This is a genomic window from Polynucleobacter sp. AP-Nickl1-40-C4 (assembly GCF_035012665.1).
Taxonomy (GTDB): domain Bacteria; phylum Pseudomonadota; class Gammaproteobacteria; order Burkholderiales; family Burkholderiaceae; genus Polynucleobacter.
Map to the genome: position 1 here is coordinate 182839 of NZ_JAYGQR010000002.1, position 26734 is coordinate 209572.

The 26734-nt window shown below is 44.6% G+C and carries 30 protein-coding genes; 20 read left to right on the top strand and 10 right to left on the bottom strand.

Annotation, left to right across the window (positions count from 1 at the left end; translation table 11 throughout):
• Positions 1 to 84: 84 nt before the first annotated feature.
• The 6 genes from cobA (at position 85) to VC182_RS03295 (ending at position 4998) form a co-directional block, all read left to right on the top strand.
• Complete coding sequence (cobA, locus tag VC182_RS03270; protein ID WP_323484484.1) at positions 85 to 888, top strand: uroporphyrinogen-III C-methyltransferase; 804 nt, start codon at positions 85 to 87, stop codon at positions 886 to 888.
• A 20-nt stretch (positions 889 to 908) separates the two neighbouring features.
• The gene (locus VC182_RS03275; RefSeq protein WP_323484485.1) at positions 909 to 2282 is read left to right on the top strand and encodes a CmpA/NrtA family ABC transporter substrate-binding protein; all 1374 of its coding nucleotides are present in this window, start codon (positions 909 to 911) and stop codon (positions 2280 to 2282) included.
• A gap of 15 nt (positions 2283 to 2297) precedes the next feature.
• Positions 2298 to 3158: a nitrate ABC transporter permease gene (gene ntrB, locus VC182_RS03280; protein WP_323484486.1), complete on the top strand. Its 861-nt coding sequence runs from the start codon at positions 2298 to 2300 to the stop codon at positions 3156 to 3158.
• On the top strand, positions 3148 to 4011 hold the full coding sequence (locus VC182_RS03285) for an ABC transporter ATP-binding protein (RefSeq protein WP_071467219.1): 864 nt from the start codon (positions 3148 to 3150) through the stop codon (positions 4009 to 4011). Before ntrB ends, VC182_RS03285 begins: the two co-directional genes overlap by 11 nt.
• Before the next feature lie 30 nt (positions 4012 to 4041).
• On the top strand, positions 4042 to 4485 hold the full coding sequence (gene cynS, locus VC182_RS03290) for a cyanase (protein ID WP_071467220.1): 444 nt from the start codon (positions 4042 to 4044) through the stop codon (positions 4483 to 4485).
• A gap of 87 nt (positions 4486 to 4572) precedes the next feature.
• Positions 4573 to 4998, top strand: a complete 426-nt coding sequence (locus VC182_RS03295; protein WP_323484487.1) for a PAS domain S-box protein — start codon at positions 4573 to 4575, stop codon at positions 4996 to 4998.
• 134 nt (positions 4999 to 5132) lie between these two features.
• Here the strand turns inward: VC182_RS03295 and VC182_RS03300 are convergent, their stop codons facing one another.
• Positions 5133 to 5276, bottom strand: a complete 144-nt coding sequence (locus VC182_RS03300) for a hypothetical protein (protein WP_323484488.1) — start codon at positions 5274 to 5276, stop codon at positions 5133 to 5135.
• 435 nt (positions 5277 to 5711) lie between these two features.
• Here VC182_RS03300 and VC182_RS03305 point away from each other — a divergent pair, with 435 nt between their 5' ends.
• Positions 5712 to 7181 (top strand): Fic family protein, encoded by a 1470-nt coding sequence (locus VC182_RS03305; protein ID WP_216122720.1) that lies wholly within the window; start codon positions 5712 to 5714, stop codon positions 7179 to 7181.
• A gap of 529 nt (positions 7182 to 7710) precedes the next feature.
• The gene (locus tag VC182_RS03310) at positions 7711 to 8478 is read left to right on the top strand and encodes a metallophosphoesterase (protein WP_323484489.1); all 768 of its coding nucleotides are present in this window, start codon (positions 7711 to 7713) and stop codon (positions 8476 to 8478) included.
• A gap of 29 nt (positions 8479 to 8507) precedes the next feature.
• On the opposite strand, the gene VC182_RS03315 is transcribed toward VC182_RS03310, so the two are convergent.
• The 8 genes from VC182_RS03315 to VC182_RS03350 all read right to left on the bottom strand — a co-directional run bounded on the left by VC182_RS03315 (position 8508) and on the right by VC182_RS03350 (position 15891).
• Positions 8508 to 9815: a type II toxin-antitoxin system HipA family toxin gene (locus VC182_RS03315; RefSeq protein ID WP_323484490.1), complete on the bottom strand. Its 1308-nt coding sequence runs from the start codon at positions 9813 to 9815 to the stop codon at positions 8508 to 8510.
• Positions 9815 to 10171 (bottom strand): helix-turn-helix domain-containing protein, encoded by a 357-nt coding sequence (locus VC182_RS03320; protein WP_234397328.1) that lies wholly within the window; start codon positions 10169 to 10171, stop codon positions 9815 to 9817. The genes VC182_RS03315 and VC182_RS03320 overlap by 1 nt, the downstream gene beginning before the upstream one ends.
• Positions 10172 to 10414: 243 nt before the next feature.
• Positions 10415 to 10963: a hypothetical protein gene (locus VC182_RS03325; protein ID WP_215322021.1), complete on the bottom strand. Its 549-nt coding sequence runs from the start codon at positions 10961 to 10963 to the stop codon at positions 10415 to 10417.
• A 64-nt stretch (positions 10964 to 11027) separates the two neighbouring features.
• Complete coding sequence (locus VC182_RS03330; protein ID WP_323484491.1) at positions 11028 to 11852, bottom strand: SDR family NAD(P)-dependent oxidoreductase; 825 nt, start codon at positions 11850 to 11852, stop codon at positions 11028 to 11030.
• Positions 11853 to 12581: an SDR family oxidoreductase gene (locus VC182_RS03335; RefSeq protein ID WP_323484492.1), complete on the bottom strand. Its 729-nt coding sequence runs from the start codon at positions 12579 to 12581 to the stop codon at positions 11853 to 11855.
• On the bottom strand, positions 12581 to 13360 hold the full coding sequence (locus VC182_RS03340; protein WP_323484493.1) for a citryl-CoA lyase: 780 nt from the start codon (positions 13358 to 13360) through the stop codon (positions 12581 to 12583). Before VC182_RS03340 ends, VC182_RS03335 begins: the two co-directional genes overlap by 1 nt.
• Positions 13361 to 13383: 23 nt before the next feature.
• On the bottom strand, positions 13384 to 14892 hold the full coding sequence (locus tag VC182_RS03345; protein ID WP_323484494.1) for a class I adenylate-forming enzyme family protein: 1509 nt from the start codon (positions 14890 to 14892) through the stop codon (positions 13384 to 13386).
• A 6-nt stretch (positions 14893 to 14898) separates the two neighbouring features.
• A complete protein-coding gene (locus VC182_RS03350) occupies positions 14899 to 15891 on the bottom strand; it encodes a tripartite tricarboxylate transporter substrate binding protein (RefSeq protein ID WP_323484495.1) in 993 nt (330 codons plus the stop codon).
• A gap of 404 nt (positions 15892 to 16295) precedes the next feature.
• Between VC182_RS03350 and VC182_RS03355 the strand changes: the two genes are divergently transcribed.
• The 5 genes from VC182_RS03355 to VC182_RS03375 are packed head-to-tail and all read left to right on the top strand — an operon-like array spanning position 16296 to position 18122.
• Entirely contained in the window at positions 16296 to 16595 is a 300-nt protein-coding gene (locus VC182_RS03355; protein ID WP_323484496.1) for a hypothetical protein, read from the top strand.
• 59 nt (positions 16596 to 16654) lie between these two features.
• On the top strand, positions 16655 to 17080 hold the full coding sequence (locus tag VC182_RS03360; RefSeq protein ID WP_323484497.1) for a Smr/MutS family protein: 426 nt from the start codon (positions 16655 to 16657) through the stop codon (positions 17078 to 17080).
• A 47-nt stretch (positions 17081 to 17127) separates the two neighbouring features.
• A complete protein-coding gene (locus tag VC182_RS03365; RefSeq protein WP_323484498.1) occupies positions 17128 to 17469 on the top strand; it encodes a DUF883 family protein in 342 nt (113 codons plus the stop codon).
• Positions 17470 to 17475: 6 nt separating this feature from the next.
• Positions 17476 to 17844: a phage holin family protein gene (locus tag VC182_RS03370; protein ID WP_216120900.1), complete on the top strand. Its 369-nt coding sequence runs from the start codon at positions 17476 to 17478 to the stop codon at positions 17842 to 17844.
• Positions 17841 to 18122 (top strand): YqjK-like family protein, encoded by a 282-nt coding sequence (locus VC182_RS03375; protein ID WP_323484499.1) that lies wholly within the window; start codon positions 17841 to 17843, stop codon positions 18120 to 18122. Before VC182_RS03370 ends, VC182_RS03375 begins: the two co-directional genes overlap by 4 nt.
• Here VC182_RS03375 and VC182_RS03380 read toward each other — a convergent pair.
• Positions 18119 to 18637 carry an adenine phosphoribosyltransferase gene (locus tag VC182_RS03380; protein ID WP_323484500.1) on the bottom strand — a complete coding sequence of 173 codons (519 nt, stop codon included), beginning with the start codon at positions 18635 to 18637 and terminating at the stop codon, positions 18119 to 18121. The genes VC182_RS03375 and VC182_RS03380 overlap by 4 nt on opposite strands.
• An 11-nt stretch (positions 18638 to 18648) precedes the next feature.
• Between VC182_RS03380 and VC182_RS03385 the strand changes: the two genes are divergently transcribed.
• The 7 genes from VC182_RS03385 (at position 18649) to VC182_RS03415 (ending at position 26729) form a co-directional block, all read left to right on the top strand.
• Positions 18649 to 19215: a 5'-methylthioadenosine/S-adenosylhomocysteine nucleosidase gene (locus VC182_RS03385; protein ID WP_323484501.1), complete on the top strand. Its 567-nt coding sequence runs from the start codon at positions 18649 to 18651 to the stop codon at positions 19213 to 19215.
• 148 nt (positions 19216 to 19363) lie between these two features.
• Positions 19364 to 19852 (top strand): MarR family winged helix-turn-helix transcriptional regulator, encoded by a 489-nt coding sequence (locus VC182_RS03390; RefSeq protein ID WP_323484502.1) that lies wholly within the window; start codon positions 19364 to 19366, stop codon positions 19850 to 19852.
• A complete protein-coding gene (locus VC182_RS03395; protein ID WP_323484503.1) occupies positions 19849 to 21321 on the top strand; it encodes an efflux transporter outer membrane subunit in 1473 nt (490 codons plus the stop codon). The genes VC182_RS03390 and VC182_RS03395 overlap by 4 nt, the downstream gene beginning before the upstream one ends.
• A 20-nt stretch (positions 21322 to 21341) precedes the next feature.
• Positions 21342 to 22310, top strand: coding sequence for an efflux RND transporter periplasmic adaptor subunit (locus VC182_RS03400; protein WP_072582345.1), 969 nt, complete (start codon positions 21342 to 21344; stop codon positions 22308 to 22310).
• Between the two features lie 9 nt (positions 22311 to 22319).
• Positions 22320 to 23852: a DHA2 family efflux MFS transporter permease subunit gene (locus VC182_RS03405; RefSeq protein ID WP_323484504.1), complete on the top strand. Its 1533-nt coding sequence runs from the start codon at positions 22320 to 22322 to the stop codon at positions 23850 to 23852.
• Positions 23853 to 23966: 114 nt separating this feature from the next.
• Positions 23967 to 25121, top strand: coding sequence for an alkane 1-monooxygenase (locus VC182_RS03410; protein WP_323484505.1), 1155 nt, complete (start codon positions 23967 to 23969; stop codon positions 25119 to 25121).
• 9 nt (positions 25122 to 25130) lie between these two features.
• On the top strand, positions 25131 to 26729 hold the full coding sequence (locus tag VC182_RS03415) for a choline dehydrogenase (protein WP_323484506.1): 1599 nt from the start codon (positions 25131 to 25133) through the stop codon (positions 26727 to 26729).
• The last annotated feature ends 5 nt before the right edge of the window (positions 26730 to 26734 follow it).

Below are 26734 nucleotides of genomic sequence, written 5' to 3' on the forward strand. Positions count from 1 at the left end.
AGTATTGGTGCACCAAATCAAAGCATGAGCATTTTTGGTTCACGTAGAGAATTTAGGGCTATTGCCGACTGTTACAAATGATGCATGGAACAAATTGCACCAAGAACAGCCAAAGCACCCAAATTTAATGGGGCGTTGCCTGGCGTCTACCTCATTGGTGCTGGGCCTGGAGCCTCTGATCTCATCACTGTTCGGGGTTCAAGAATTTTGGCTCAGGCAGACATTGTTTTTTATGACGCACTCATTGATATTTCTATGTTGGAGTGGTGTCCTGGCACTAGGATGGTGCAGGTAGGGAAAAGATGCGGATCGCATTCAAGCTCTCAGCACTTCATTAACAAGCAATTGGTGGATGCTGCAGGCAAGTACTCAGTAGTTGTGCGCCTAAAAGGCGGGGATCCGATGATCTTTGGTCGTGCGCAGGAAGAAATTGACGCTCTTGAGAAAGCAAACGTACACTATGAGATTGTTCCAGGCATCACTACTGCCTTAGCAGCGTCGGCAGAGTTAAAGCAGCCCCCAACTACTAGAGAGTTAAGCAGAACTCTGACGCTGACCACTCTTCCTGGCCGTTGCGCACATCAAGATCATAAAACCGCTATTTACTATATGGCGCGTGATCAGCTATCTGAGGTTGCGACAACATTGATTGCTCAGGGCTACACGGTAGATACCCCTGTTTGCTTAATGGAATCGGTCAGCTTGCCAACGCAACGCAGTTTCGCCTGCACATTAGATGAATTGCGCTTTGGTGATGTTCATCATCATTTTTTAGATAAGCAACCTGTTGTGGTGATGGTTGGAGAGGTTTATAGAAAAAAACTGCATACGCTTATTCCATTAATTGAGTCACAAAATCATTTCAACGTATTTCAAGCGGCATCTTAATTACTTTCTAGGAGCTATAAATGAATTCATATCGTCCATTTGATCCAGATAGACCTCTGTTTACCAACCGCTGTAGCTGTGGACAGCATGCATCCGAGCTTGATCATGCAAACTCGCTTTCAGCAATGGTGGATGCCGAGCAGCAAAGCGCAGATTTTGTTGAGGCCAGCTTAGTTAAGGCTCTTTTTCCTCAAGAAGATCGTAGACGCGCATTTTTAAAGGCTGTTGGAGTTGGTGGAGCAATGAGCGCTCTCTCGGGCTTCTTGCCAGTAGGGTCCTTGCAGGCAATGGCACAAGAAAAAGCGCCATTAGAAAAACCAGACCTAAAAATTGGCTTTATCTCAATTACTTGTGCGACTCCACTCATCATGGCTGACCCACTTGGTTTTTATAAAAAACAAGGCCTGAACGTTACGCTTAATAAGACCGCAGGTTGGGCTTTAATTCGTGACAAGATGCTCAATAAAGAGCATGATGCCTCACACTTTTTATCACCAATGCCGATCTCAATGTCAATGGGCTTGGGTTCTGATCCTTCTCAGATGCGTGTGGCCACAATTCAGAACGTGAATGGTCAGGCTATTACGTTGGCTAACAAGCATAAAGATAATCGTGATCCGAAAAACTGGAAAGGCATGAAGTTTGCTGTTCCATTCGAATACTCAATGCATAACTTCTTGCTGCGTTATTACGTTGCTCAAGCTGGCTTAGATCCAGATAAAGATATTCAGATTCGCGTTACACCTCCACCAGAGATGGTTGCCAACTTACGTGCCGGCAATATTGATGGTTTTTTAGGGCCTGATCCATTTAACCAGCGCGCAGTGTATGACGAGGTCGGATTTATACACATCCTGACTAAGCAGATTTGGGATGGTCACCCTTGCTGTGCCTTTGGAACCTCAGAAGAATTTATCCGTAAGAATCCAAACACCTTTGCAGCCCTCTATCGTGCAGTCTTAAATGCTTCGACGATGGCGCGTGATCCTGCGAATAGACCTTTAATTGCTAAAGTAATTTCTACGCCAAAATACCTTAACCAGCCCGAGACAGTTGTAATGCAAGTTCTCACTGGTAAGTTTGCAGATGGTCTAGGCAATGTGCAAAACGTACCAGATCGCATCGACTTCAACCCAATTCCTTGGTACTCCATGGCAACTTGGATGTTGACTCAAATGCAGCGCTGGGGCTATGTCAAAGGCGATGTGAATTATAAGGACATCTCTGAAAAAGTATTCTTGCTGACCGACGCTAAAAAGTATATGGGCGAGACTGGTATTGCAGTTCCAACATTAGCGAAGGTGGGATACAAAAAGGACAAGATTATGGGCAAAGAGTTTGATCCTGGTCAGCCAGCAGCATATCTAAAATCTTTTCAAATTAGTAAAGCATGATCTTAAGGTGAATGAATGAAAACAGTACCAATTAAGGTTAAAGGCGCAATTCTATCGGTTGTGATTTTGCTCATGTGCTTATTTATCTGGCATATGGCGACAACACAAAAAGTTACACCGCCGCCAGGAGTATCAACTAGTTCTAGTGAGTACAGCAGTCTCATGGGTCAGGGTGGTAGTGATCCTGTTCAAAAAACTGGATTCCCAACCTTAACGCAAATGGGGGAGACTATCTATAAGCAGTTATCACACCCTTTTTATGACAATGGCCCAAACGATAAGGGAATAGGTATTCAACTTGCTTATTCTTTGGCGCGTGTTGCCTTAGGATTCTTGTTGGCGATGATTGTCGCTATTCCGTTTGGATTCTGGATTGGCATGTCACCATTAGCTTATGAGGCATTTAATCCATTCATTCAAATCCTAAAGCCGATTTCACCATTGGCTTGGATGCCTATTGCGCTTTACACCATCAAAGACTCTGCGATTTCTGGAATTTTTGTGATCTTTATTTGTTCCATATGGCCAATGCTCCTAAATACAGCATTTGGAGTTGCCAATGTGCGTAAGGAATTATTAAACGTTGCCAAGACATTAGAGGTTTCTCCTTTACGTAAAGCATTCTTAGTCATTCTTCCTGCGGCTGCACCAACTATTTTGACTGGTATGCGCATCTCTATGGGCATTGCCTGGTTAGTGATCGTTGCTGCTGAGATGCTTGTTGGTGGCACTGGAATTGGTTACTTCTTATGGAATGAGTGGAATAACCTATCGCTATCCAGCGTTATTTTTGCAATTCTTTTAATTGGTATTGTTGGAATGTTGCTAGATACAGCATTTGGCAAGTTACAAAAGGCGGTTTCATATGCAGATTGAAAATACATTCCTCAAAGTTTCAAACCTCAGCAAGTCATATAAAGCTGACGCACCTCCAGTATTTGAGGGTATCGATTTTGAAATCGAAAAAGGAGAGTTCGTTTGCATCATCGGTCACTCCGGATGTGGCAAAACCACTATTTTGAATGTGCTTGCTGGTCTTGAAGAGGCTACTGGTGGCGATGCCATCATTCTTGGTAAGCGTATTCAGGGGCCCGGCTTGGAGCGTGGCGTTGTATTTCAAGGGCATGCATTAATGCCGTGGATGACAGTTCTGCAGAATGTGGCTTTTGCAGTGAAGTCAAAGTATCCTGATTGGTCAAAAGAGCAGATTACTGAGCATTCCAAAAAGTATCTAGCAATGGTCGGCTTGGTAAATGCTGAAAATAAAAAACCATCTGAATTATCTGGCGGTATGAAGCAAAGGGTTGGTATTGCAAGAGCCTTTGCAATTGAGCCCAAAATGCTACTACTTGATGAGCCATTTGGCGCATTGGATGCGTTAACTCGTGGTGTTATTCAGGATGAGCTTCTCAAAATTTGCAAAGAAACAAACCAAACTGTATTTATGATCACCCATGATGTTGATGAGGCAATCTTGCTTTCTGACAAAATTATGCTGATGAGCAACGGCCCTAATGCACGTATCGCTGAAATCGTTGTTAATACTTTGCCTAAAGGAAGAAAGCGGGTTAATTTACATCATGATGCTATGTATTACCCAATGCGCAACCATTTGGTAGATTTTCTGGTCAATCGATCAAAGGATCTGCAGGTAAAAGGAGCTAAGGGTGAGTTGGATGGTTACAAGCCTGTAATAGTGCTTCCAGGTGTTGATGCGGCCGTTGCTTAACAAACTAAAACTTTAAACTAGGAGAAAAAGATGGATCGTTCAGTAGTTACACAAAAAATTATCGAAGCCAAAGTTCGCAATGGCATGAAGTGGAGTGATATCGCAAAAGCAATAGGCGAATCAAAGGAGTGGGTTACTGCAGGCTGTTTAGGTCAAATGACCTTTACTAAGGTGCAAGCTGAAGCTGCTGGTAAGTTATTTGATTTGACTGATGAAGAGATGGCTTGGTTGCAAATCGTTCCTTACAAAGGATCCTTGCCGACCGCTGTGCCAACGGATCCATTGATTTATCGTTGGTATGAGATTGTCAACGTTTATGGAACCACTATTAAAGAGTTAATCCATGAAGAGTTTGGTGATGGCATCATGAGTGCTATCGATTTCTCAATGGATATTCAGCGTGAGCCAGACCCTAAGGGCGATCGTGTTCAAGTCGTACTGTCAGGCAAGTACCTTTCTTACAAGACTTACTAAAAATAGAAGCGCCCCTGAGAACCACCTTCGGGTGGTTTTTTATTGGAGTATTCTTAGCGACAGCTTACTTAAAAATAGAGATTAAATATGTCGGACATCATAGATTTTAAGGCGCTCGTTAGTCATATTGGCGAGGCTGTGATCATTTCTGATCGGGATGAAAATATCCTGTTTTGGAATCCGTCTGCTGAGCGTATATTTGGGTATACCCCAGAGGAGGCCCTGGGAAAAACACTCAGCATCATTACGCCTGAGCGTTTTAGAGAGCGGCACTCTAAAGGGTACTTTCACACTATTCAGACTGGTGTAACAAAGTATGGAAATACTTTGTTAAGAGTTCCTGCGATGCATAAGAATGGGCGTTCTATCTCCATTGCTTTTTCAGTAAGCATGCTTTTTGATGATAAAAAACAACCCATTGCCATAGCCGCGATTGTCCGAGATGAGACTGAACGTTTTCAAGAAGAGCGTAATTTGAAGTCCAAACTAGCGGCATATGAGAAAAATGAGTAAGGCTCCAACACCAAAATTGCTATAAATCTGCTTAGTTTTAGCCCTTTTGTTTCTCCTCAGCCATTGCTTATGCTCATATTGGGCTTACCATCCCGCTTACCAGCGAAACATGGATTTTAGTAAGTTTGAATGGGTTACTCGGGAGTAGGGTCTGCCTTCAGAGGCATATAGGTAAAGGGTTTAATGGACATTGGTAGACTTAGCGGGAGGGGCAAAATCTTGATCTCGTCTCCACCAGCACTTTTGGCATTTTTTCCTCTTTTTGCTATACGCAACATAGACTTAGCCCCCTAACCGGGGCTTTTTCTTTATCACTCCCGCTTACCAGTACGCTTACCACCCAAGCAATGCTTGTTTTGGGATGCTCTAGAGCTTAGTTGCCAAATCTAGCTCTAAAACCTAATACTTTAAATTGCTCAAAATTTAGGCAATATGGATATCTCAGGTGCTTTCGACATGTTGCGCCTGGTAGGTGGCATATTAAGAAAACTGCATTTTCAAGGTGAATTCAGGCCCTCGATGCCACTAGTAAAAAATCATTTAAATAGCTATTTAGTAGGAAAAAGTGAGGATATGTTTAAAAATGTAGGAATCTATTAAAAAATGTAATAAAAAGTATGTAAATATGTCTAATCGTAATAAAAAGTGTGTATATGTAAGAAAAAGTATGGGAAAATAACCATTCGAACGAAAAAGCGGAGCTTGAGGGAAATATGAGTGAAATAGGCTACTCACGAGTAAAAAGTCAGTTAGATCTCAGTGCTTTTGATCCTCTGGTACCCGCACGCCTTGCCTCGGTAACCAGTGTAACGCCCACTCAGGGCGCATTGTTGATACCGGCAAAGGTAGCCCCTAAAGATGATCGCCCACTAAGCCACCTTTTGTTTGCACTAAAGCATGAGGGGGTTAATCTTCAGCTGCTATCGCAGGCCTTAAGAAAAATCCCGGCCCAAGAGATGCTGGCTGCCATTAGTGAATCGCCAACAGGCGTTTATATACGCACAGCATGTTTTTTGTGGGAAGCCTTTAATAAGCAAGAGTTAAAGGGCGCGCCAGTAATTACAGGGCCAATGGCCAATTTATTTGACCCAAAAAAATACATTACCGGTCCAAGCATACGCAATGCTAAATGGCGGGTTCATTTCAATGGATTGGGTTCTTTGGATTACTGCGTAACTGTTGAGCGAACCGCACGTATTAATAGCTTGCTTGAATCCAACATCCTCCAGAAGGCAAATGAATTTCTATCGCAGCTTGGTGGAGCCGCGTCCGATAGGGCAATGTCATGGGCTTATTTAAGCGAGACCAAAAGTTCTTTTGAGATTGAGCATGAAACACCAAGCGCAACTAAAGCAGAAGCATTTGTAGAGCTGCTTAAAAAAGCACATCTGACTCCTCAATTGAATGAAGAATACTTGGTTGGATTGCAAAACACTGCCATTACAAACCCATTAGATAGGGCCGTTCATTATCGGCATGAGCAGAATTGGTTAAGTAGTCCGTTACGTGGTGCTGCTGGCGTAACGTATATTCCACCACCACCTGAAATTGTTAATGACTTGATGAAGGGTTTGGTAGATTTTGCTAATGCCTCGCCAAAGCAGATAGACCCCTTGGTTGCAGCTGCGATTATTTCATTCGGGTTTGTTTTCATTCACCCATTTATGGATGGAAATGGACGTTTGTCCAGATTTTTATTTCATCATGCAATATGCCAGTCTGGCGCTTTAAAGAATGGCCTGCTATTGCCAGTATCCATTGCGATGAAGCGGAATGAAGATTTATATCTAACCGCTCTAAAGAGCTTTTCTGAACCTGCTCGCAAGCGCTGGGAAGTTATTTGGATTGATGGTGATGAATATCAAATGACATTCAAATCAAATGATTCCTTATATCGCTATTGGAATGCCACTGCCTGTGTTGATTTTGGATTGGAGATGGCCAAGCAAGCATTGGAAAAGGACTTAAGAGAAGAGACCGAGTTCTTGGCAAAGTATGACCTTATTTACCGTGCTATTGATAGTCAGTTTGATATACGCGGCAAGGATCTCAACGCCTTAATTTTGACCTGCATGGAACAAAATGGAAAGCTATCAGCTAACCGTCGTAAGAAATTTTCTGCAACGGTGCCGGAAGAAATATTTAATGCAATTGAAGCTGAATATATGAAGATAGCGGACTGATTCAAAAAGCCTCGCTAATTCTATCAAGGTCAACCCAAGGGCTGGCGCAATGATAAATTGGGTAATTCAGTTGCCTGAAGTTTAATCTTCCCAGACCTTTTGGCTTGCATCCTAACTATGTAAGGCCATCATTTGCTTACCATCCCGCTTATCAGCAAAACATGGATTTTAGTAAGTTTGAATGGATTGCTCGGGAGTAGGGTCTACCTTCTAAGCCATATATATAAAAGATTTAATGGACATTGGTGCACATGACAGGAGGGTCAAAACCTAGATCTCGTCTCCGCCAGCACTTTTGGCATTTTTTCCTCTTTTTGCTATACGCAACATAGACTTAGCCCCCTAACCGGGGCTTTTTCTTTATCACTCCCGCTTACCAGTACGCTTACCACTCAAACAGTATTGCATTTCATATGTGTGGCTAATGCGATTTAAGCTAACAATCGCTTATTACATCCTGGTGGCATGGTTAATTTATTGAATACACTAGATTTCAATATAAAAACCAAGATCGTGTCTTATCCAATTTATGAAACTTCATGTACTGAGTGATTTACATCTAGAGTTTGCTGACTTTACCCCTGCATCAAATACGGCAGATGTTATCGTTCTGGCGGGTGATATCGGCCTTCACGCGGAAGGTGTAACTTGGGCCAGGAAATCTTTTCCGGATCAAGAAATTATTTATGTGGCTGGCAACCATGAGTTCTATGGTTCTCAGCACTCTCATGTCATTGAGGACATCCAAAATACATGCGCAGAAAACGACATTCATTTCCTAGAAGACTATGGGATTGAGCTACATGATTCGCAGTTAAATACCCCCGTCCGTTTTTTAGGGGCTACTTTATGGACGGACTTTTTATTATTTGGTGAAGATCTAAAATCTAAATGCTTATCGTATGGCGAGCTTTACTTAAATGACTTCAGAAGAATCCGTGACGGAGGTAGAAATTTTTCCCCGAAAAAGTCTATCCAATTGCATGAAAAGTCACTGGCTTGGCTGCAAAAAGAGTTAGAGAGTCCCTTTAGTGGCAAGACGGTAGTGGTTACTCATCATCTACCCTCAATGAGTTCAGTAGCGGAGCGATATAAACCGGATCTACTATCCGCCTGTTTTGCTTCCGAGTTAGCCCATCTCTTTGGAAAGATGTCTTTATGGATTCATGGGCATACGCATGACTCCTGTGATTATCAAATGCATGGCACTAGGGTGGTTTGTAATCCTCGCGGTTATGTGCGATCTAATCATGCTGAGAACCCAGCATTTAATCCATCTTTAATAATTGAAATCTAGTTACCCACCATACGCTTCATAATGAGAGCTTAGTTTTTGGCTAGGGTCTTGATTAATTCAGGGCTGCAAATATCATCGATACGCCTAAAGGCTAGAGAGATTACTTCGATTTGATCTGCAGCAATTCCAAGGCTCTCAAAGTGAGTTTTCCATTGCCTAGTTACTCGCCATACACGATCGATAATGTCGCTTGCTTGCTGCGCGGAAAGGCCAAAGCGCTCTTTGGCACCATAGGCATTATCTAGAGTGGCCAATTTACCTTGTGGTCCAACACCTAGATGTTGATAACGCTCGCTTGCAATGACTGCATGAGGCATCACGTCATAGAATGGGCTCAGGCTCCAACCTTTAAGCGCATGGCTCCATAAGAATGCATGATTGCGTAGATGATCATCATCGTTACTAACAAAAATATTAAAGATCATGCGTGCATATAGTTCTTCAATATCAGCTTTGACTGTTTGAACCACGCAATATCTGCGGATGGTATCCGCAATATCCATATAGCTTTTTGTGTTGGATTCTGATTCGTGACAGGCAACTAAGGTGAGGGCGCTAACGACATGATGACGAATTTCTAGTGACCGAGCAAAAGCAGTCCAAGAGCGATCAAAGCGTTTGACCATCAACACTTTTTTCTTGCCAACTTGTTCTAATTGCGTTTGCGCTACATTAAGACCGGCTAACTGCGCAAGTTTGAGTGTGGCGTATTCAATGCTTGGTACATCTAAAGCGCCATCTGTATTACCTGGGAACTTAGCCATCCATAAAATGTTTTCATCATCGCGCACGCTTGCCTTAGGACGCATGCCCCCAAGACCGCTACCCACAATCAAAATTTTGGATAGTGCTTCTGATACTGGCAAGCCCGCCTCAATCTTCTGTGCACCCTCGAGTACGTATGACAGATTGTGAATACTTTCGTGAGCAGGGCGCTCCTCTTGATCTAAAGAAGATCGAATGTCTAAAGCCCCAACACGATCACTGCCTGCTTCGAGTAGATAGGTTGATTCTGGAAGGCTATTGGCTGGAACCTTCAGCCTAGCTTCAATCACTCTTCTTCCCCAAGAATCAGGAGCAGCATCCCGAATTCCACCAAAAGCCTCTAAGCCGTTAGGTGGAATGAGGCGTTTACCTTTGATCTCACTTTTACTCCTAAGGCTAAGTGCGACTGGATCCACTTCTTGTGCGTTGCTCCTATCTAAGTAACGCAAGCCATAAGCAAATGAAGAGGCAATGAGTCTTGAGCCTTCTTCATCTACTTGCAGTTGACCTGCTGGTACAAATTGCCCATCAAGATTGGCAAAGACAAAAAGATCCTTAGTGGTATTGGCCATCAGAAATCGAGCGCTTTCATTTCCGCTGCACTTAAATCACGCACGCGTTGTGGGCGTGAGCGACGCTCTAAAGCAATGATCGCAGGATCATCTCCGCTTAATAGTTGCAATAAGTTCATGCCTGGAGCGATTGCATCTAAGTAACGCAGGAGCGCGCCAATGGCTACACCAGGATCACCCTTTTCAATGCGCTGTGCAGTAGCGCGAGATAGGCCGGCACGGACTGCTGCCTCACCTTGGCGAACACGACGCGCAAGACGCAAAGAAACAAGGCATTGCGCTATTTCAGCGGATTGGCCAAGTTGCTTTGATGCTAGGGTCAGTTCTTGATCTACGCGCATAGTTGCCTCATGCATTTTGTTAAGTATGAGGCGTTAATATACCTGTTTATACGCCATAGGTCAATAAATATGACTCATAAATGAGTCTTTAAGTGTTTTAATGACTCATTTATAAGTCATTTAATGGTTTACAGTAGAAAATTTAGGCTTGTAATTCCGTCAAAGGGACACCTCTTTACCGGACAGATTCTCCGCCAGTACTTAAAAATAAAGGGGCTCTATGCCCCTTTATTTATTTCAATCACACTGATCGAGCTATCAATTAAATCCATTCACTGCCTGCATATAACCTTGGATATATTGTGGCGACACAAAAAGCTCAGTCTTCATTCCATTCTTAGCGGATAGGGTGATGATGAAACCCTTCTTCATCTTATCCTTTAGGAATGCCTCGGGCAATTGGATGGAGACGACTTCTCTAAAGATGCAACCTCTGTCACCACAAGCGCCAGCTTCTCTACCAACCACTTTAAATGTCGTAGCAGGTGTGTTTTCTAGCATTGCGGAATCGTAATAACGCCATTGTGAGAAATACGTTAGTTGCGCATTGAGCTCATAAGTCTTTGCCCCTTGTTTAGGCTGTTCAGTTTTGAGGCTAAACATCTCATAAGTATTGGCTGCATCCATCGTATTGATAGGTGGGCCTTGATAGGTTTTCCCACCAGTTGCTGAATTAGGCGTGATGATGGTCGAGTGATAGACATCATTCACTTCCCAGCCACTAATTTTTTTATCATTCATATTGCAAGCAACCAGAACAGCGCTAATTGCTAGCAATAAAACAACTCGGTAGATGATTCGATGCATATAAAGCTCCTAAAGAATCATCAAATCATACTATCCCTTAAGCTCGGGGCTGGAAATCTGGGACTTAGACGTATTTCCCGGTGAGGCCGCCATCAACCACCAGCTCAGTGCCTGTAATGTAGGCTGCGGCATCTGAGACCAGAAAGGCGCAAGCGTGTGCCACATCCCAGGCTGTTCCAGAGCGTCCCATGGGTACCTGCTTATCACGTGCGGCACGAGCCTCATCTAGACCATTTTCAGAAAACATCCTCGCTACAGTATTGGCAATGCGTGGAGTATCTATAAGGCCAGGCACTACTGTATTGGCTCGAATGCCTTTATCGGCGTATTGCTGAGCAATCATCCGAATAAATTGGGTATTAGCAGCCTTGGTTACGCTATAGGCTAAATGTGGGTAGCCCAAATAGCGCATGCCCGCCACTGAAGAGATGGCAATAATATTGCCGGTACCGCGCGCCACCATTTCAGGCAAGACCTCTTGGGCTGCAAGTAGGAGGCTGCGCACATTTACCTTGTGAATGCGATCAAAATCTTCAGCGCTGGTTTCCATTGGTCCGCCAACTTTGCCAATGCCCACGTTGTGATGCAGCACATCAATAGGACCAAATTGTTTACGAGCTTCGTCAAAGAGTCTTGTTACATCAAGTTCTTCAGAAACATCCCCAACAAAAGTTTCCGCTATACCGCCTTCATTCAGAATAATCTTGGTAGTTTCTTCTGCAGATACTTGATCTCGATCGACTACGCAGACCTTTGCGCCTAAACGAGCATAGGTAACACATGAGGCTCTACCAATACTCCAGCCGGGCCCAGCAGATCCACCGCCAGAAACGAAGATTACTCGATTAGTGAGATCCGTTGGTAAACCAGGAGGGTGTTTTGAATTCATTTACTGACTCAGACCTACAGTCATGCCACCACAAACATATACAACCTGACCAGTTGTATAACCCGCGCGTTGATCAAGTAGAGAGGCGACGATATGGGCCACTTCCTCTGGTTTGCCAATTCGACCCAGAGGCACGCTATCTAAGATGCGTTGTGTAGCAGGGGCACCAGGAGGGTTCGCACTCTGAAAGAGTTCGGTTGCAATCGGTCCGGGCCCAATAGCATTTACTGTGATGTCATCACTTGCGAGCTCTAAAGCCAAAGTGCGAGTCAATCCCAGTAATCCCGCCTTAGAAGTCGCATATGAAATTCGCTCTTCTTTACCCAAAGCAGCACGACTGGCAATATTCACAATACGACCAAAATGAGCTGCTTTCATCGCGGGGAGTACGGCTTGTGCACAAATAATGGCTGCTGCAACATTAACGCTCATAACCGCTTGAAGATCTGCAATCGTAGTCTTCTCGATACTAGCAGGGCGAACAATGCCTGCGTTATTCACTAAGCGAGTAATCGAGTGATTAGAAGTCGCATCAGCCAGTGCAGTGCGCAAAGCTTTCTCATCGGACATGTCTACTTTGATAAAAGTTTCATGCTCAGCAATTTTTACAGGAGACTCTTTATCAAAATTAATGACATGCATGCCATCCGCAATTAGGCGCTCCAATATGGCGCGACCGATACCACGGCTAGCACCAGTAACTAGTATGCATTCTCTAGAGCCCATCATTAGCCAATCTTGTTGGCGCCATCCACAAACGGAATGGCATGTTCAATGGTGTCCCAAATGAAGCGACCTGATGGACTTTGTTGTTCCTCAACAATATGGGCCACTAAGCCAGCAGAACGGGAGATAACGGCAAAGCCACGCATCACAGCAGTAGGTATGCCAATCTCACCCAATAGGGCGGCAACCGCACCAGTGGCATTAATCGTAATGGGGCGACCAGCCACTTCATCCACTGCTTTAGATAGGGTCTCAAGAGCTCTAATGTGATCACCTTTGAGTTCTTTCTCGGCACGGCCCATGTCTAATAGTTTGTATGCTCGTGGATCTACCGGCTTATGCAGGTGATGTCCAAAGCCAGGAACAGCACCTTTAATGCCCTTGTAATGATGCGCAATGGAAAGAGCTTCAGCGTATTGGTCTTTGGCGGCAATGATGCGATCAAGCAAGGCGGAACAATTTTCCATTGTGCCAATAAAGGAGCTGCCAACAGCAAGTAAGCCTGCAGAAACTGCGCCTTGAAGGTTCTCTGGGGCACTCATATAGATCAAGCGTGTGGCAATCGCACTCGGCGTTAAACCATGCTCCATCAACACAATCAGCACTACGTCTGTAATGCGAATATCAACACCACGAGGCTCTCTACCTAAAATCTGCATCAACATCACTTCGGTAAATGTTTTCTTGCCCATCAAATCTTCCACTAAATCTGCATCGCGATAATGCAAGCTAGTAAGAGTGTGAGTACACAAGCCTGTAACGGGGGTTTTTTTGGAAGTCATAATCTATCGGTATTAACTATTGGCTAGGAAGGAGTTTGAAGTTTTTGAATCACAGCACTCTTAAGCAACTTACCCACATTAGAGCGAGGCAAGCTTTTATAGAAGTGAACGCGTTTGGGGGTTTGAACCGGACCCAGTAAATTGCGAACAAATGCAATCAGTTCTGCTTCATCGGTTTTTTGTCCGGGATGTAATTGCACTGCAGCCTGTACAGTTTCTCCCCACTTTTCGTCAGGGAGACCAAAGACAAGGCATTCGTGAACAGCAGGGTGCTGACTTAAGGCGTTCTCAACATCCACTGGATAGACGTTGAAGCCGCCAGTAATCACGATGTCCTTGAGGCGATCCTTGAGATACAAAAACCCACGTTCATCAATCAAGCCACGGTCACCAGTATGAAGCCAGCCATTGATAATGGTTTCAGCAGTCTTTTCAGGCATGCGCCAATAGCCACTCATCAGCAGATCACCTCGGGCAACCACTTCACCGATTTCACCGGTAGGTAATAGCTTTCCTTCGGGAGACATGATGGCCACATCACTAAACCAAGTAGGTCTGCCAACGGCTGCCCAGTTGTTGGGATCTTCAAAATCCTCAGGTCGCATGACCGTCAAAATTTGCGGTGCTTCGGTTTGACCATAGGTCGTGCCCAATACCGGACCAAAGAAATCACGTACCTTACGAACCTGTTCTGGAGGCATTGGTGCACCGCCATAAATCAGTCTTCGTAACTTTGGATAATCATCTCTGGATGCATTAGGTAATGCCATCAACATATAAACAAGGGTTGGCGGCATGAAGCAAACAGTACCGCGTCTTTCACGAAAAGCAGTTCTGACTACCTCTGCGCCAGCACCATCCAAAATCACATGACAGCCACCTTGCGCCAAGATCGGAACGATATAAGTAGATGTGCCATGGGTAATTGGTGCTGCAACAACATAGCGCTCGTGCTCATCAAATCCCCATACCTGAATCTGATTGGTGATGTTTGCCAACCAAGCGCGATAGGGCTGCATAACTCCTTTAGGAGCGCCAGTTGTCCCCCCAGTAAATTTGATCGCCTGAATTGCATCTAGGGGTAATTCAAAAGAAGGCTGCGGCGCATCTTCATGCAATTGAATTAATTCGTTCATACTCCGCGCAGAAGCATCAGAGGCAGTGCCTGTATAAACCCATGCCCCTGCAGCGCCTTTAAGTAATGCTTGATTAGTGGCATCCAAAATCACAATAGAAGGCTCGGTGACATTAACAATACGCTGAATCTCAGGGTGGGTGCTCTTAGGGTTCAGTGGTACCCAGACCTTGCCACAAGCCAAAATAGCTAATAAGGCAGTAATGTGATCAGCGCTATTACCAGCACATATAGCAACACGACTCTGAAGGCTGGGGTCTAAAGCTGTGAGTCCTGCGGATAAGGCTTTAACGCGCTTCGCTAGGGTGGCGTAATGAATCGGGCCACTCGGTGTATCAATGGCAATGCGATCGGGCCAACGTTGTGCGGCCCTCCAAAAAAAATCAATCGGAAACATAATGAGTTATTCGGCTTTAGCGCCCGAAGCCTTTACAACTTCTCGCCAGCGTTTAACTTCGGTTGCTTCAAATGCAGCCATTTTTTCTGGTGAACCAGGCTCTGGTGTTGCTGCCAATTCTTGAAGTCGCTGTTTAACTTCAGGGGAGTTGAGTGCTTTATTTAAGGCGGCATTTAATTGCATGATGATCGGCTTCGGCGTTCCAGCTGGCGCCACCAATGCAAACCAAGACTGCACATCAAAGCCAGGATAGCCTGACTCAGCAATAGTCGGGACATCCGGTAAAAACGGGGAGCGTTGAGCGCTAGTAACTGCAATCGCACGAAGTTTTCCGGCCTTAATATGAGGCAATGCAGAGGGCGCGTTGTCAAACATGGATTCCACTTGACCACCAAGCAAATCGGTCACTGCAGGTGCGCTGCCTTTGTATGGAATATGGAGCATTTGAATTTTTGCTTGCATCTTAAACATTTCACCAGAGAGGTGAATAGATGATCCGCTACCAGAGGAGGCAAAGGTTACGCCATCTTTCGCATCTTTAGCATAGCGCACGTATTCTGCAAGCGTTTTTACTGGAAGATTTGGATTCACTACCAAAATATTCGGAATCTTAGCAATCATGCCGATCGGCTCAAAATCTTTGATCGGATCATAGCTTAAATTTGGATAGAGCGTAGCGTTAATCGTATTAGCAATCGAGAAGGCGTAAAGCGTGTAACCATCAGCCGGTGAGCGAGCCACAATTTCAGCGCCCACGTTGCTGTTAGCACCAGGATGGTTTTCTACTACGATGGATTGACCTAAGGTATTGCCCATGCCGACTGATACCAGGCGGGTCAATACATCAGTTGCACCACCGGCCGAATAGCCAACAATAATTTTGATGGGTTTGGTAGGCCAAGCAGCTGTAGATTGTGCTAGGGCCGGAATCGAAGTAACCGTGATGAGCGCAGCAAAAACAGTCAGCAAGCCTTTTTTAGGCGTGAAATGTAAAGACATATATCTCCTTCAATTATTAGGGTGCTTTAAGACAGTCTTAAGAGGCCCCATTTTTTATTTATCCAGTATTTATAACACCAAAGCGGCTTAAACGCCCCAATACAGCCACAGCCAAAGCAGTGATCCCAAATCCCTTTATTAAGGCATCTCATTACTAAATTATTACACTTCACAACTTCACAACTTCAAAAGTTGTGATATAGTGTTGGTACTGGGAGATGAAATGAAGAGACAGGTACCGAAAACACATCAAGCCTTGGAGTGGGTGGGTAAGGGTATGACCGCTGCTCAAGCGGCCAGAAAGATGCAGATTTCAGAATCCAGTGTGTATGCCGCCCTTAGAAAGACAAAGGCGAGAGAAGTGGGTTGTTGTCCAACGTGTGGTCACAAAATAAGGAACTAAGATGAAAAAGACTCTATTAGCAGCCGTAACAATCTCTGTTGCTGCATTCGCTTATGCAAATACATCGCCGTCAGATTCTTCTGAGTTAGTCAATCAGCAGTGCAAGATATCTGCTGAAGCGGTATCTACCTTGAAGGGTCTGCGTTACGGCAACACTTCAATTCGCAAGGATGTAGCCACATTAATTAACGCCAGCCTTAAGACTCCAGAGAATCGCGAGCTAGCGCAAAAGACCCTGAACCTCATGGTTGACGATAAGGCAACCGATACAAGGGGTTTAGAGGGTAAGTACTGCTCTTAAGGAGATCAGTCTGATTTTGTAAGGTGGCACATAACGCTGAATGCCCTGATTGTGGAAATATGCGGGCATTGTTTAATCAGTGTCCGCATTGCGGTTCTGTCAATTTGCCCATATTGGGTTCGGATACGATTGAGTTCAATATCAAGCAAGACGGCCCATATGTTGAAGAGGCCCTAGATCGCCTAACGGACATCCTACGAAAATCATTAGAGATCGGAATCAAGGCCATCATATTGATTCATGGATATGGATCAAGCGGTGAAGGTGGTCGAATTAAGTGGGCTATCCATGAAGCGCTTGAAAATAACCGTTACTCTGACCGAGTTGACGAATACCATTTTGGCGAAGATGTAGCCTTTGGTAGTGAGTCCTATTATGCCTTGCTGAAACGCCGTCCTGGCCTAAAGCGATATCTCAAGCGCTTTAAAGAAGGTAACGCTGGTATGACAGTTTTATTGCTGGGATCTCAGGTTAGAAGTGCTTAGAATAGGGTTATTGGTATTTATGCCTCATCTATTAGGGATCCATTTCCATGACCACTAAGAAACTCGAACATTCAGATTTACATGATGAAAAGCAAGTTGGCGCAGAAAGTCTCATCGGCGAATTCAAATCCCTGATGGCTGATGCTGAAGCTTTAATCAAGGCAACCGAAGATCATCCAGGTGCGGCCATTAGCTCCATTCGTAATAAAGCCCTTGAAACTCTCGCAGGTGCCAAAGAAAGCCTTTCAGGTGTCGAGGGCAAGATGATTGAAAAAGCGAAGGTAGCCGCTGAAGGTGCGGATGATTTCGTGCATCGCAATCCTTGGGAGGCTGTTGGTGTTGCGGCTGGCTTAGGTTTGCTGATTGGCTTATTTATTGGACGCCGTTAGACCCTTATGTCTCAAGAAAACTTACTTTCCTCCATCAAAGGTCTTGCTTCTACCGGGGTATCAATAGCCCAAACCCGCTTAGAACTATTATCGCTTGACGTTCAAATCGCTAGAAGCAAATTCATCAGTTTGCTGGTGATGATTATTGGCGCCTTATTCTTCTTGTTCTTTGGCTTAGTCATGCTGGCACTGCTAATAGTGATTTATAGTTGGGAGACGGATCGAATGATGGCACTCGGTTTACTAGCTGGAGCATTCCTATCCATTGGGTTAATTTTGACCCTCTTAATTACCCAGTCATTACGCAAGATGCCAAGATTGTTTGAGGCTTCAATTACTGAGTTGGCCAAAGATCGCGCAGCCCTTTCAAAATGAACGACAAACTAGAGGTTCTAGAGTTGCGCCAACGTGAGCGAATGCTTCAGGCAAGTCGTGAGCGCAAAGAGTTCGCTGAACATTTTGAGGCTTGGGAAAAGCCACTCTCATGGGTTGATAAAGGGGTTGATGCCGTCAACTTCTTGAGGAGTAATCCGATTCTATGGACCAGTGCATTTGCAGCGTTAGCGCATTACAAACCTAAGCTTGCAAATAAGGCTCTTGCAGTAGGTTGGGGCGCCATGAAGGTCATCAAGAGTACTAAAAATCTCATTTAGATTTTTAATGCAGACTGATGTTGAATGTCAGATTGATTTAATAGGTCATTACCATTTAAGAAGGTAATTTCTAGCAAAGTAATTGCGCCACTGACTTCAAAGCCGGCATTGCGAATTAATTTGCCAGCAGCAACTAATGTTCCGCCGGTGGCCAGAACATCGTCAAGCAGCAATACTCTGGCATCTTTAGGTAGAGTGGATTGCTGAATCTCTAAGGCGTCATTGCCATACTCCAGGCCGTATGCTTCACGATGGCTTGCCAAGGGAAGTTTGTTTGGCTTTCTGGCCAACACTAAACCTTTATGGGCATAGTGGGCTAAAGCAGAGCCAAAAATAAAGCCGCGGGATTCGATGCCCAAAATGTGGGTGTAATTAAATTGCTGTGCAATCTCATTTAGCTGACGAATGGCTTCCTTAAAGGCGGCTGGATTAGCTAATAAAGGGGATATATCTCTAAAGAGAACGCCTGGTTTTGGAAAATCAGGAACTCCGGGTAGATAATCCAATAAATTCATCACAATCCAATATGAAAACAGAACTCCTTATTATTACCGCATTAGAGTCCGAGCTCAAGCGTGAGTCCCTCCCAAGAGGCGTAGAGATTGTGTATTCGGGTGTTGGCAAAATTAATGCTGCCATGACTTGCATCAAAGCAATACAGCAATACTCACCAAAGAGAATATTGAACTTTGGTACCGCAGGGAAAATCAAAACAGAATTACAGGGGCTACTAGAAATCGGTAAGGTCATTCAACGCGATATGGATGCTGAGCCATTGGCGCCGCGCGGCAACACTCCTTTTTGCACCCGTCCACAAGAATATCTTTCTACGGGGAATTTTCTGTGCGGCTCTGGAGATAGCTTTGTGACTTCTTATGATTCTTGGTTGCATAGCCAAGGTGTAGATGTAGTAGATATGGAGTTGTTTGCCATTGCTGCAATCGCACATGAACATCAAATACCTTGGCAGTCATTTAAATACATCACAGATGAGGCCAATGAAGACTCTGGGGAAGACTGGCAGGCAAAGGTTCGTCACGGCCAAGAGCTCTTTTTAGTGGCTTTGAGTCAGGCTCTTGCAGACTATTCCTAGTTAGCCGTTTCCGTTATTTTTGCAAAATCACCTTAATTAACCCTAAATGAGGGTTTAAACCTCATCAGGCTCTTGATGATTGCGGCTGTCCCGCGCCGGCAAAATAAGTTCTTATGTTATAAGATTCGTTGACTAGTCAATTAGTTTTATGAAAAACACCAGCCCTGCACCATCATCCTTCTATACCCCAGACAATTACACCCCCCAGGGCAGTGTTGCTTATTTGATGTTGCGTAACAAATCAAGCTATCAACGCCTAGGTGATTTGAAGCTGGCTAATCTTGGTATTACCGCAGCGCAGATGAGCGTGTTGCTCCTTGTTTCACATTCTGAAGCAGCTACGATTTCTTCCTTATCGCAAGCGTTGGGAGTTAATGCCGCAGCAAGTGTGCGCGTGGTTCAAAAACTGGAAAAGATGAAACTCATACAAAAAGTACCCTCCAAAAAGGACGGACGGGTAATTGGCCTGTCACTCACTGCTGCCGGAAAGAAGGCTGCAATATCGATTCCACCACTGTGGTGCAATCTATTGAATCAGTCATTAAATGGTTTCACGCAAAAAGAATTTGAGCAATTGCGCGATTTCTTATTGCGAATTGAAAAAAATAATTTACAGCAACTAGAGGTGCTCTCATGAGATGCTTAAGTTGGATTTGTAGTTTAGTCCTAATAACTTCTATAGGCTTGCTCCTATCGGCTTGTGCCTTTTTTCCTAGACAGGCGTTACCTGAGCAAACAGCGAAACCTATTGGCGTGCTTGAGCCAAAGCTGGGTACACAGGACAATATTAATAACAGCAGCACCAATCCTATTGAAGATTCTTGGTGGACGGCATTTGGTGATCCGCAGTTAAATCAATTGATTCAACTGGGGCTTAAGCAGTCTCCTAGCCTGGATACATCAGGCGCAAGGTTAGTAGCAGCCCAAGCGATGTTAGAGAGCGAAAGGGCGGCATTTATTCCTCAGGTAAGTGTTGGAGGTCAGGTTGATCGACAACAACTTTCACAAAATTATATTTTTGTGCCTGGCATGCCTATTTACACTGGATACGGACTAGCCAATGCATCACTTAACTGGTCTCTGGATATTTGGGGAAAGCAAAAGAAGTATTTTGATGCCGCCAAGAACCAGGTGCTTGTTGCTCAAGCAAATTACAAAGCATCAGAACTCCTTCTGTCGACCACTATTGTGCGTGTTTATTTTGACTATGATCATATGGTTCTGGCTCGAGAACTTTATGCGAGAGAGCTTGAGGTCAAAAAGAATTTACTGCGCATTGCCATTGACCGCCAACACGCTGGCCTAGTTGATGCGTTGACAGTAAATCAACGCAAGGTAGAATTAGAGTCCGCTCAGGCTAATGTCAATCAGTCTAACTTGAGTGTGAGGATGATGCAGCATCAACTTGCTGCGTTGGTTCAGGAGGGCCCATCCTGGGGTGAATCGCTCAAGGCCCCCTCTATTCAGGTAACTAATCTTAGTCTTCCCGAAGTTATCCCATCCGATCTATTGGAGCGCAGGGCTGATTTACAGGCGCTCTTAAGTCAGATTGATGTAGCAAAGCTGCAATTAGAAGGTGCAAAGTTAGAGTACTTACCGGACGTGAATCTTGCAGGTTTCATCGGAGTTCAATCATTTGGCTTATCTCAACTCTTTTCTAGCAGAAGTCAGCAATTTAGTATCGGCCCTGCGATAAATCTGCCAATCTTTGATGGCGGCGTAATTGATGCCAACGTAACCGGCAAAGAAGCGAATCGAAACCAAGCGATTGCCTCATATCAGGAGCAACTAGTACAAGCTTTGCGTGAGGTTGCCGATAGCATTGGATCTGTGAAGAATGCACAGGCCAATTATGAGGGCTTCACTAATGCCGAGATAAACGCTAAAAGAAATTTTGAAATTACGCGCAGTAGAAGCGAGGTTGGAATCGCCTCCAAAGAAGCGTCTTTAACTGCGGAGCAGGCTTATCTGTTGCAGGGGCAAAACTATGCAGATGCTAAATCCAAACTGTTAACTGCCAATGTGGTACTGGTTCAGGCCTTAGGTGGTTCTTATCTTCAGTCTAAATCTAAAACTCAAGCGAAATTAAGCGGACAAACTCAATAAGTATTTCACTCAGAATATTCATGGACACTACTACAAACAATGGCAGGTTTAATCGACCAAAAGCTTTCAAGATCCTTTTTGCAATCTTGATAGGCATCTTTCTTTTAGGGCTGCTTTACTGGCTTATTTTTAGCCGTAATTCAGAATCTACTGATGATGCATATGTATCAGGATCGCAGATTCAGGTTGTATCTCAAATAGAGGGGGCCATTGCTACTGTCAATGTTTCTGAAACCCAATCTGTCGAGGAGGGCCAAACACTCTTTAGGATTGATCCTACAGAAGTAATGATTGCTTCAGAAAAAGCAGATATTGATTTGCGTAATGCGGAGGCTGATTACCAAAAACGTAAGGCCTTACAAGGCGATGCCAGTGTGTCTAAAGAGGAGCTGGAGCATTCCCAGTTGGCCTTGCTAAAAGCGATGGCTAATGCACGCCAAGCCTACATTAATCTACTTCGAGTTGATGTCCAAAGTCCAGCTAAAGCCACAATAGCAAAACGGTATGCTCAAGTTGGCCAGCGTGTAGCTCCAGGCACTCAACTGGCAATGATGGTTGCTGGCGATCAGATTTGGGTTGATGCCAATTTTAAAGAAGACCAGCTTAAAAATATTCGCATTGGACAGTCAGTCAAATTGGAGTCTGATATCTATGGCGGAAAGATGGAATTTCATGGGAAAGTCGTTGGCTTCGCCCCTGGAACAGGCTCCACTTTGGCTCTCTTGCCACCTCAGAATGCCACGGGAAATTGGGTAAAGGTAGTGCAGCGTTTACCCGTGAGAATCGCGCTGGATAGTAATGAGTTAAGTAAGTACCCCTTAAATATTGGCTTATCAATGAATGTTAAAGTCGATACTAGTGATCGCGATGGTAGTTCACTACAGGCGATGGATAAAGGTCCCATTAGTGACACTACTATTTATCAAAAGCAATTTGATAAAGCTGAGCGCCATATTCAGTCTCTATTGACGAACTCTAAGAAGCCATAATTAGCCCTTATGAGTGCGCCTGAGCTAGAGCCTCTTAAGGGATATAAGCTGGTACTTGGAACCTTGGCTTTTGCCTTGGGATCCTTTATGAACGTTCTTGATATGTCCATTGCAAACGTTGCTTTACCAACGATTGCAGGAGATTTTGCTATTAGCCCAACTCAAGGGACCTGGGTCATTACTTCCTACGCAGTTAGCGAAGCTATCTTTTTGCCATTAACCGGCTTTCTAGCCAAGAGAATTGGCGAGGTACGTCAGTTTATCTTTGCCACAATACTTTTTACGATAGCTTCAATGCTGTGTGGGTTGGCGCCATCCTTCGAGGTGCTGGTCATCTCGCGCATCTTGCAAGGCATTGTTGGCGCTTCAATGATTCCGCTTTCCCAAACCTTGATCATGAAATGTTATCCGCCAGCAAAGCGGGGTATGGCATTGGGTATTTGGGCGACAACTACCATAGTGGCGCCTGTATTAGGACCCTTAATTGGTGGCTGGCTTACCGATAATTTGGTGTGGCGTTGGGCTTTCTATATCAATTTGCCATTTGGCATTTTGGTTGCTGTGATGGTTTACTGGTTGTATGGGGCTCCAAAGCCTGAGTCCTCTAAAGAGAAAATTGATCTTATTGGCATAGCGCTACTAGTTGCTGCTGTCGCCTCGATGCAAATTGCACTTGATAAGGGTAGTGAATTAGATTGGTTGTCATCATCATTCATTGCAACTTTAGCAACGATCTCCTTTATCTCTTGGGTCGCCTTTGTTCTCTGGGAGTTGGGGGCAGAGCACCCCATTGTGGATTTGCGCTTATTTAGGCTGGTGAACTTTCGTACCTCTGCCATCTGCTTGGGGATAGGATCTTTTGCCTTTTACATCTACATTGTGATCGGCCCTTTATGGCTGCAAACCCAATTGGGCTATACCGCATTTAACTCTGGCAAGGTCATGGCAATCACTGGAGTATTGGCTTTATTTTGTGGCCCTTTATTTGGGGCCAATATCCATCGTATTGACGCGAGAATCATTGCCACTATTGGATTTGCCGCCATGGCAATTGGGTGCTGGATGGCTGCCGGCTTTACAACTGGCGTCGATGAAAAAACACTGATGTTTGCTCGCCTCATTATGGGTGTGGGTATTGCAGGATTCTTCATGCCAATGTCTGCAATTTCTATGTCACAGCTCAGGGGGAGTCAAATTGCTTCTGGTACGGGTATCTCTAACTTTTTAAGAAACGTGGGTGCCAGTGTAGGAACAGCGGTTGCCACTACGCTCTGGCAGGACAATGCGATTAGACAGCATGAGAACCTCATGAGCAATATTCAGACGGGGAATCTTGCATACCAACAATTGATGGAAACAACTGCCAAACTCGGCATGACAGAAATGCAGCGATATGCCTTAGTTGATAACTTGGTTACCTCTCAGGCCTACATGCTTTCAACCAATCAGCTAATGCTATTGGCAGGACTCATTTTGGTGGCGCTGATGCCCCTAATCTGGTTATCTAAACCTCCATTCGGATCGGGCCTTATCGGTCACTAATGAGGCTTTAATGCTGCGTCATTAGGGATTCTACTGAGATGCTCCGAACACTGCATCACAAAAGGCGGGCCATCCAATCAAGCAATTTTTGTGAGTGGAGGCTAAGATGTAGTTATGAATAGCATAACAACAACCCAAAATCCAGAGTGGAATGATAAGCGCTGGCTTTGGTTATTGAGCCCAACTATTCCATTTGCTTTTACCGCTTCTATTCTGGCATTCGTATTGACGGGTCAGTGGCTTTATTTGCTTTTTGCCCCCGCCATCATTCATATCGCCATACCAATCTTGGATCTGACTTTTGGTGAAGACTTTAGCAATCCTCCGGAATCCGCTGTTGAGAACTTGAATAAAGATTTCTTTTATCGTGCGTTGGTTTGGCTCTATGTTCCCTTTCAGCTCATTGGCACAGTCTATGGAACTTGGTTGGCAGCGACTCAGTCTTTAGATTGGTATGCCTACATCGCCTTAGTATTTACTGTGGGATCTACCAATGGTATTGGCATTGGAACTGCTCATGAGTTAGGGCATAAACAAGAGTCCGTAGATCGCTGGCTTTCTAAATTGGCATTAGCCTCCAGTATGTATGGCCACTTCTTTGTGGAACATAACCGCGGCCATCATAAGCGGGTGGCAACACCAGAGGATCCTGCTAGCGCCCGTATGGGGGAAAGTTTTTGGGCATTTCTGCCGCGTACTGTATTGGGCAGCCTAATTTCCGCATGGGAATTAGAGCGAGAACGCTTAAAAAGAAAAGGTAAGGGCGTTTGGAGTATCCAGAATGAAAATCTCCAAGCTTGGTCTCTCACCATTCTCTTGTATGGTGCTCTCATGCTTTGGTTGGGATGGGCAGCCCTGATCTTTCTTGCCCTTCAGGGCATCTACGCTGCCTCCATGTTGGAGGTTGTGAACTATGTAGAGCACTACGGACTATTGCGTCAAAAAGATCAAGGTGGTGAGTACGTGCGCTGTGCACCAGAGCACTCTTGGAACAGTAACCATATAGTCGGAAATATTTTGTTGTATCACCTACAGCGCCATTCTGATCATCATGCTCATCCAACTAGACGATATCAAGCGCTGCGACATTTTGATAAAGCACCGCAATTACCGGGTGGGTATGCATCCATGATTACCTTGGCTTACTTTCCACCATTATGGTTTGCCTTGATGGATCATCGTGTAGTGAAACACTACACTGGTGATCTAAGTAAAATAAATATTCAGCCATCGGCCAGCCGAAAACTATATCAGCGCTGGTGCAATTAAGGAGACAGCATGACTTCACATAGCTATGACTATGTTGTGATTGGCGGAGGATCTGGTGGCTCAGTTGTGGCAGGGCGCTTAAGCGAAGATGCCAGCACCTCAGTGGTGCTACTAGAGGCGGGCGGCAAGGGCGATAGTTGGGTTGTGAAGACTCCGGCAGGCGCTGTTGCTATGCTGCCAACCCCATTAAACAACTACGCTTATAGGACTGTACCGCAATCGGGCTTAAATGGACGTCGTGGATATCAACCCAGAGGAAAGTGTCTTGGAGGCTCCTCAGCAATTAATGCAATGATTTATATCCGCGGCCATAAATCAGACTATGACCACTGGGCGGAATTAGGAAATGACGGTTGGTCATATCAAGATCTACTACCTTATTTCAAAAAAAGCGAAAATAACGCCGCTATAGCTGATGAGTTCCATGGAAATGATGGCCCTTTACATGTTTCCAATCTTCAATCCCATAATCCCTTTCAACAATATTATTTGGAGGCCGCTAAAGAAGCTGGCTTTAAGATTAATGATGACTTCAATGGTGAGGAACAAGAGGGTCTGGGTATCTATCAAGTAACCCATAAAAATGGGGAGCGTTGGAGTGCTGCGCGCGGCTATATTCATCCATATATGGGCAAGCGCTCTAATTTAAATGTTCAAACTGGCGTTCAAGTCGAGCGCATATTATTCGAAGGTAAGCGTGCAATGGGTGTGAGTTACAACCAAGGCGGCAAGCACCATATCATTCGCGCAAACAAAGAAGTCATCCTGTGTGCTGGAGCCTTTAATTCCCCTCAATTGTTAATGGTGTCTGGAGTGGGACCTAAAAAAGAACTGCAAAAGTTTGATATTCCACTGGTACATGATTTACCGGGCGTTGGTCAAAACTTGCAAGATCATCCCGACTTTATCTTTGGTTATTCTGCGGATAGTCTTGATTTAATTGGCATTTCACTTGGTGGCACCGTCAAAATCACGGGTGAGATTATGAAGTATGTGCGCTCTCGCGAAGGCCTGTTGGCGACTAACTTTGCCGAAGGAGGCGGATTCTTGAAAACAGATTCCAGCTTAGAGGCTCCAGATGTGCAGTTGCATTTTGTGGTTAGTCTAGTAGACGATCATGCGAGAAGACTCCATATGGCTCATGGATACTCATGTCACGTATGCGTTCTTAGGCCAAAGAGCCGCGGTCAAGTAACATTAGCTAGCGCAAGTATGAATGAATCACCCTTAATTGATCCTGGCTTTTTAAAAGAAGATGAGGATCTAGAGACTTTAGTTAAAGGCTATAAATTAACTAAAAAATTAATGGATGCCCCAACGTTTACTAAGATTCGTAAGAAGGATATTTTTACGCCTTATGTAAAAACAGATGATGATATTCGTCACGTTATCAGGCAAAGATCAGATACCGTGTATCACCCAGTGGGTACCTGCAAAATGGGTAATGACCCAATGGCAGTCGTCGACTCTCAATTAAAAGTTCATGGAATTGAGGGTCTAAGGGTGGTTGATGGATCGATCATGCCAACCCTTATTGGGGGCAATACCAATGCGCCCATCATCGCTATCGCTGAAAAAGCAGTTGATCTTATTCGAGCCGAAGCTTAAATAAG

Excerpts from the sequence above, each read along its gene's own strand:
- VC182_RS03370 (WP_216120900.1), top strand. The coding sequence starts at position 17,476 with ATGTCTCAAGAAAACTTACTTTCCTCCATCAAAGGTCTTGCTTCTACC.
- VC182_RS03320 (WP_234397328.1), bottom strand. The coding sequence starts at position 10,171 with ATGCATGAGGCAACTATGCGCGTAGATCAAGAACTGACCCTAGCATCA.
- cobA (WP_323484484.1), top strand. The coding sequence starts at position 85 with ATGGAACAAATTGCACCAAGAACAGCCAAAGCACCCAAATTTAATGGG.
- VC182_RS03400 (WP_072582345.1), top strand. The coding sequence starts at position 21,342 with ATGGACACTACTACAAACAATGGCAGGTTTAATCGACCAAAAGCTTTC.
- VC182_RS03325 (WP_215322021.1), bottom strand. The coding sequence starts at position 10,963 with ATGCATCGAATCATCTACCGAGTTGTTTTATTGCTAGCAATTAGCGCT.
- VC182_RS03405 (WP_323484504.1), top strand. The coding sequence starts at position 22,320 with ATGAGTGCGCCTGAGCTAGAGCCTCTTAAGGGATATAAGCTGGTACTT.
- VC182_RS03365 (WP_323484498.1), top strand. The coding sequence starts at position 17,128 with ATGACCACTAAGAAACTCGAACATTCAGATTTACATGATGAAAAGCAA.
- ntrB (WP_323484486.1), top strand. The coding sequence starts at position 2,298 with ATGAAAACAGTACCAATTAAGGTTAAAGGCGCAATTCTATCGGTTGTG.
- VC182_RS03395 (WP_323484503.1), top strand. The coding sequence starts at position 19,849 with ATGAGATGCTTAAGTTGGATTTGTAGTTTAGTCCTAATAACTTCTATA.
- VC182_RS03335 (WP_323484492.1), bottom strand. The coding sequence starts at position 12,581 with ATGATGGGCTCTAGAGAATGCATACTAGTTACTGGTGCTAGCCGTGGT.
- VC182_RS03410 (WP_323484505.1), top strand. The coding sequence starts at position 23,967 with ATGAATAGCATAACAACAACCCAAAATCCAGAGTGGAATGATAAGCGC.
- VC182_RS03380 (WP_323484500.1), bottom strand. The coding sequence starts at position 18,637 with ATGAATTTATTGGATTATCTACCCGGAGTTCCTGATTTTCCAAAACCA.
- VC182_RS03295 (WP_323484487.1), top strand. The coding sequence starts at position 4,573 with ATGTCGGACATCATAGATTTTAAGGCGCTCGTTAGTCATATTGGCGAG.
- VC182_RS03330 (WP_323484491.1), bottom strand. The coding sequence starts at position 11,852 with ATGAATTCAAAACACCCTCCTGGTTTACCAACGGATCTCACTAATCGA.
- VC182_RS03285 (WP_071467219.1), top strand. The coding sequence starts at position 3,148 with ATGCAGATTGAAAATACATTCCTCAAAGTTTCAAACCTCAGCAAGTCA.
- VC182_RS03385 (WP_323484501.1), top strand. The coding sequence starts at position 18,649 with ATGAAAACAGAACTCCTTATTATTACCGCATTAGAGTCCGAGCTCAAG.
- VC182_RS03340 (WP_323484493.1), bottom strand. The coding sequence starts at position 13,360 with ATGACTTCCAAAAAAACCCCCGTTACAGGCTTGTGTACTCACACTCTT.
- VC182_RS03300 (WP_323484488.1), bottom strand. The coding sequence starts at position 5,276 with ATGTTGCGTATAGCAAAAAGAGGAAAAAATGCCAAAAGTGCTGGTGGA.
- VC182_RS03390 (WP_323484502.1), top strand. The coding sequence starts at position 19,364 with ATGAAAAACACCAGCCCTGCACCATCATCCTTCTATACCCCAGACAAT.
- VC182_RS03310 (WP_323484489.1), top strand. The coding sequence starts at position 7,711 with ATGAAACTTCATGTACTGAGTGATTTACATCTAGAGTTTGCTGACTTT.
- VC182_RS03415 (WP_323484506.1), top strand. The coding sequence starts at position 25,131 with ATGACTTCACATAGCTATGACTATGTTGTGATTGGCGGAGGATCTGGT.
- VC182_RS03360 (WP_323484497.1), top strand. The coding sequence starts at position 16,655 with ATGCGGGCATTGTTTAATCAGTGTCCGCATTGCGGTTCTGTCAATTTG.
- VC182_RS03350 (WP_323484495.1), bottom strand. The coding sequence starts at position 15,891 with ATGTCTTTACATTTCACGCCTAAAAAAGGCTTGCTGACTGTTTTTGCT.
- VC182_RS03355 (WP_323484496.1), top strand. The coding sequence starts at position 16,296 with ATGAAAAAGACTCTATTAGCAGCCGTAACAATCTCTGTTGCTGCATTC.
- VC182_RS03345 (WP_323484494.1), bottom strand. The coding sequence starts at position 14,892 with ATGTTTCCGATTGATTTTTTTTGGAGGGCCGCACAACGTTGGCCCGAT.
- VC182_RS03315 (WP_323484490.1), bottom strand. The coding sequence starts at position 9,815 with ATGGCCAATACCACTAAGGATCTTTTTGTCTTTGCCAATCTTGATGGG.
- VC182_RS03305 (WP_216122720.1), top strand. The coding sequence starts at position 5,712 with ATGAGTGAAATAGGCTACTCACGAGTAAAAAGTCAGTTAGATCTCAGT.
- cynS (WP_071467220.1), top strand. The coding sequence starts at position 4,042 with ATGGATCGTTCAGTAGTTACACAAAAAATTATCGAAGCCAAAGTTCGC.
- VC182_RS03375 (WP_323484499.1), top strand. The coding sequence starts at position 17,841 with ATGAACGACAAACTAGAGGTTCTAGAGTTGCGCCAACGTGAGCGAATG.
- VC182_RS03275 (WP_323484485.1), top strand. The coding sequence starts at position 909 with ATGAATTCATATCGTCCATTTGATCCAGATAGACCTCTGTTTACCAAC.